Here is a 4,712-nt window from a genome sequence, read left to right as displayed (position 1 = left end):
CATGGCTACGGCATCCTCAAAATCAGCCCTGGTATAAACGCGCGTGCCAATCAGCTCGATTTCCCGGAAGGCGATGCGCTGTAGATCGACAGGCAGTGCGCCCTTGTGGATTGATACGATCGCGACCCGCCCGCCAACGCGCGCATGCTCCACCGCATCGGTGACGGCCTGTTCTGCGCCGGCGCATTCGAAGATCACGTCGAACCCGCTTCTGCCGATTTCGGCAAGGGCCTGCCTGTAGGCAGCGGGGGACACCAGTTTCGCGTCGAACCCGCCTTCCTTCAGACGGTCAATCCTCGTCGCGTTTGTATCAAACAGCTTGACCGACGAGACACCCTCCTGCCTGAGAAATGCTGCGAGAGTGGTCCCGATCGGTCCGGCTCCGATGATGGCGACGGCATCAGTAGGTTTGACGCGGGCGCGTCGGGCGGCATGGACACATACCGCAAGCGGCTCAGCCTGCGCAGCGACTGCTGCAGGAATGTGATCTCCGATCCGGATAAGGTCGGCAGCCGGTATCCTGACCTGTTCGGCCATGCCGCCTGGCTCGTCAATGCCATAAAGGCGAAGGACCTCGCAGATATGAGGCTGTCCCGAGCGACATGTTTCGCACGTCCCGCATGATATCAGCGGGAAGCAAACGACGCGATCTCCTTTGGCAAAGCCCTCCCGATCTTCGGCGATGCGAGCCACGAACTCATGCCCGAGGATCAGGGGTGGTTTTGAGCGGGGATGCGCGCCCTTGAAGATGGTCAGGTCCGTGCCGCAAATGCCACAGGCCTCGACGTTCAGCAGCACACCGTCACCCTGAGGCGCGGGAACGTCCTGAACTGCGACGGAGAGGGGATCACAATAAACTACGGCCTTCATCGAAAGCTCCTTCGGAGACAAGCCGGCCGCAATGCGCGACCGGCCCTTGTCAGGTGATGGAATAGCCGCCGTCGACCGGAATGACGGTCCCGGTCATGAAGGCGGCATGGGGGCTGGCCAGGAACAGCGCCAGACCATGCAGGTCCTGCGGGGTGCCCCACCGTCCCATCGCCGTGCGCGAGAGGATCGGGCCTGACCGCGCCGGATCGTCCTGCAGCGCCTGCGTCAGCGGGGTTGCGATCCAGCCAGGCGCGATGGCGTTGACCCTGATCCCGCGCGGCGCATAGGCGATGGCAAGCGACTTCGTCAGCTGGGCGATGCCGCCTTTGGACGCCGAGTATCCCGGCACCAACCCGCCGCCAAAGATGCTGAGCATCGAGGCGATGTTGATGATCGAGCCACCTGATTGCTCCAGAAGGGGCGCTGCCGCCTCGCAGACGCGCATCGATCCGGTCAGGTTGATGTCCACCACTTGCGCAAAGACATCCGCGTCCAGTTCCTCGCCGCGGCGAATGACGCCTGCGCAGTTCACCACCACGTCGAGGCTGTCAAAGCCGGTGACGAAGTCGCGCACGCCCTGGGTGTCACGCACGTCCAGCAGCCTGAAGACGACCTCCGATGCGGTTTCACGCGCGGCTTGCAGCTCCTTCTCAGTCGCTGCCGTTGCAACCACGTCGGCGCCTGCCTCGGAGAAGGCATCGGCAATGGCCCTGCCGATGCCCCCCGTGCCACCGGTCACAAGGACCTTGCGACCCTTCAACCAGCCTGAGGCCCAATCAGCGGATGAACTGATCGACATAGTCCGCCCCCAGTCCCACCTTCTCGTAATGCGCGCGGCACATGTCGATCTTGGTGAAGACGTCTTCGTAGCCGATCTGCTTGTTCTGCTTGTCCAGATAGATCATGCAGCCCGAGATGTTGAAGAACGTGATCATCTCCTCGCAGTCTTCCGGCACGTTCAGGGTGTGGATCTCACCCGGCGGCTCGTAGACGAACGATCCTTCCTCGGCGACCCAGTCATGTTCGAAGTAGTGCCACTTTCCCTTGAGAACCATGCCGAAGACCGGCGCGGGATGAAGGTGGCGGGACAGGATGCCAGAGCGCGTGACCTTCAACAGGTTGCACCACTGTCCGCTGAGGGTGTTGAGAAACATCGGGCGGAAGAAGACGTTCGGGGCTTGGGGGACCCAGACACGCTCGTCCTCGGGGATCGCCTTCAGCGCGATCTCCTTCGGGGCAAGCATGTGGGTTGAGCCCTGCATATTGGCATACATGCGTCAGTTTCCTTTCTGTATCAGGACAGGGGAGTGTCGGTTGCCGGGTCCCGAGCGGCACGCCGGCGCAGAACGCCGATGAGTGGAAAGAACCAGACAATCAGCGTGATGATTGCCAGGACGGCGGCCACCGGTCGGTTGACAAACATCATCATGTTGCCGTCCGCCTTGATGATCGAGGACATGAAGTTCTGCTCGACCACCTGACCCAGGACCAAGCCCAGAATAAGCGGAGCTGTCGGATAGTCGTTCTCGTTCATGACCCAGACCAGAAGGCCGGTCGCGAGCACGATCCAGAGCTCGAAGATGTTGTTTGAGACAGCATAGGCCCCGAACATGCACAGCAGCATGATGACGGGATAAAGCACCTCGTCACGCAGCGAGATCGCGAACCGACCCATGTAGATCGCGAGGATCGCGAAGGGGACGAGCAGCAGGTTCGAGATCAGGAAGATGATGTAGAGTGCGTTGACCATGTCGGCCGACTGCGAGAACACCAGCGGTCCCGGCTGGATCCCCTTCAGGATCAGCACGCCCACCACGATCGCCGTAATCGAGTCGCCTGGGATGCCGAAGACCAGTGTCGGCACATAGGAGCCCGACAAGGCAGCGTTATTGGCTGACGATGCGCCCGCCACACCCTCGACCGAGCCGCGCCCGAACTGTTCGGGGTTCTTCGAGAACCGCTTCGAGACCGCATAGGCAACCCAGGCAGCAATGTCCGCCCCCGCTCCCGGCAACACCCCGATGAGGGTGCCAAGGACACCACCGCGGGTAATCGACTTGCGCTGCTGCCAGATGGTCTTTGCCGCCGGCATGGGGCGGCCGCTGACATCCAGGCGGACCTCCAGACGCTGGCCCGTAAACACCGACGCGCGGCGCATCAGTTCCGCAAAGGCAAAAGCCCCGATCATCACGGAGATGAAGCCAATGCCGCCTTGCAGGTTCATGTTGCCGAAGGTGTAGCGCTGGATGCCGGTGACGAAGTCCAGCCCCACCACGGCCATGAACAGGCCGAGCATCAAAGAGATGCCACCTTTCAGTGCATCATCGCCGGCGACAAGGGTCGCGCAGGACAGGCCCAGCAGCGCAAGCCAGAAATATTCGAAGCTGGAGAAGTTCAGTGCAAAGTCGGCAAGAAGGGGCGCGCACAGGATCAGCGCGATAGTCCCGATGATCCCGCCCAGGACCGAGGCCACAGCCGACATGCCCAAGGCATCACCGACGCGACCCGCCTTCACCAGGTCATTCATGTCGTTGGTATAGGCAGCCGAAGAGGGCGTTCCAGGAATGCGTAGAAAGGCACCGGGAACGTCTCCGGCAAAAATTGACATGGCCGAGCAGGTGATGATCGTCGCGAGTGCGGCGACCGGGCTCATGGTGAAGGTGACCGGCACGAGAAGGGCCACGGCCATTGTCGCGCTGAGACCCGGAATCATCCCAACGAACAGTCCGAAGAGGGCAGACACGACGATGGTCAGGATGACCTCGGTCTGGAACACCAGATCGAGACCGGCAATGAAGGCATCCATTACAGCAATCCCTCGATCAGGCCGTAGGGCAGGGGAATTCCCAGCAGCTCGCTGAAGGCAAGCGGAATGGCCGTGCCCGCAACCAGCCCCATGGCAACTGCGGGCAAGGGCTTCAGACCATAGATCATGCAGTGAACGATCATGATCGGAACAGCGACGGCAATCGTCCCGTAGGTTGGCGCAGTGAGAGCGAAGACGACGATCGCCAAGGGCAGATATGCCATCAAGGCCATCCGGCGCGGCTTTCCAAGCCATTCAGGCATGGTGAAGTCGGCCGCGCTCCGGAGGCCACGAAGTGCGATTGCCGCACCCATCAGGGCCATCGCGGCCCCGATGATTGTCGGAAAAAGGCGAGGGGATGCAGCGCCCGCCGGAACGGGAAACCCGCGAGCGATGAGGGCAATGGCCAAGCCGAATGCAGCGAAAGCCAAGCCCGTCCAGAAGTCCGGCAGGCGCATGGGATCACTCCTGACGCTGGGCCAGGCCCAGGTCATTCATGATCTCACCAACCGAAGTATGCTGGCTGGCAAGAAAGGCCTCGAACTCTTCAGGATTGTAGGCCGCAGCCCCGAACCCTTTATCGTTCATGAAGGTCGTGAACTCTTCCGAGGTGGCCACGGCCTGAACCGCTGCGGCAAGCTTTTCGGCAACCTCCGCTTCAAGATCCTGGGGGCCAACAACGCCGCGCCAGGTTCCACCGGAGAATTCCACGCCCGTTGCTTCCGTTGCGGTAGGAACATCCGGAAATGCCGCAAGACGTTCTTCGGCAAGCACGGCGATGGGCCGCGACCGCTCCGCCTGCATCATCGAGAGCCCCTCGGGCAGAGAGGACGGAATGATCTGCACGCCACCTGAAGCCAGTTCCTGGAAACCAGGTGCCGCACCCTGTGACGGGACATGGGTCACCAGCATGGGGTCGACGCCATTGGCCTTCAGAAGCCCCGCAAAGGCCAGGTGATAGGCGGCACCTGCGCCCATGCCGGAGGTCTTGTAGGTGCCGGCTGGCTGGGACTTGATCGCCTCAAGGGCGGCAGGC

6 protein-coding genes are annotated in these 4,712 nt (G+C 61.9%); all 6 read right to left on the bottom strand.

Annotated features, from left to right (window positions below; genetic code table 11):
• On the bottom strand, nt 1-870 hold an 870-nt coding region (locus CK944_RS21505; RefSeq protein WP_103175092.1), incomplete at its 3' end, for a zinc-binding dehydrogenase.
• Between the two features lie 49 nt (nt 871-919).
• On the bottom strand, nt 920-1,609 hold the full coding sequence (locus tag CK944_RS21500) for an SDR family NAD(P)-dependent oxidoreductase (protein WP_239986208.1): 690 nt from the start codon (nt 1,607-1,609) through the stop codon (nt 920-922).
• A 37-nt stretch (nt 1,610-1,646) separates the two neighbouring features.
• Nucleotides 1,647-2,114: a 2,4'-dihydroxyacetophenone dioxygenase family protein gene (locus tag CK944_RS21495; protein WP_229665473.1), complete on the bottom strand. Its 468-nt coding sequence runs from the start codon at nt 2,112-2,114 to the stop codon at nt 1,647-1,649.
• 50 nt (nt 2,115-2,164) lie between these two features.
• Nucleotides 2,165-3,676, bottom strand: a complete 1,512-nt coding sequence (locus CK944_RS21490; protein WP_103175090.1) for a tripartite tricarboxylate transporter permease — start codon at nt 3,674-3,676, stop codon at nt 2,165-2,167.
• Entirely contained in the window at nt 3,676-4,134 is a 459-nt protein-coding gene (locus CK944_RS21485; RefSeq protein WP_158248118.1) for a tripartite tricarboxylate transporter TctB family protein, read from the bottom strand. Before CK944_RS21485 ends, CK944_RS21490 begins: the two co-directional genes overlap by 1 nt.
• A 4-nt stretch (nt 4,135-4,138) precedes the next feature.
• Nucleotides 4,139-4,693, bottom strand: a complete 555-nt coding sequence (locus tag CK944_RS21480) for a tripartite tricarboxylate transporter substrate-binding protein (protein ID WP_256388179.1) — start codon at nt 4,691-4,693, stop codon at nt 4,139-4,141.
• Nucleotides 4,694-4,712 lie beyond the last annotated feature (19 nt).

Origin of the sequence: Paracoccus sp. SY, assembly GCF_002901215.1 — a bacterium.
Classification (GTDB): domain Bacteria; phylum Pseudomonadota; class Alphaproteobacteria; order Rhodobacterales; family Rhodobacteraceae; genus Paracoccus; species Paracoccus acridae.
The sequence above is the reverse complement of the archived record's forward strand: the minus strand, read 5'-3'. Positions and strand labels throughout refer to the sequence as shown.

Excerpts from the sequence above, each read along its gene's own strand:
- CK944_RS21495 (WP_229665473.1), bottom strand. The coding sequence starts at position 2,114 with ATGCTTGCCCCGAAGGAGATCGCGCTGAAGGCGATCCCCGAGGACGAG.
- CK944_RS21490 (WP_103175090.1), bottom strand. The coding sequence starts at position 3,676 with ATGGATGCCTTCATTGCCGGTCTCGATCTGGTGTTCCAGACCGAGGTC.
- CK944_RS21485 (WP_158248118.1), bottom strand. The coding sequence starts at position 4,134 with ATGCGCCTGCCGGACTTCTGGACGGGCTTGGCTTTCGCTGCATTCGGC.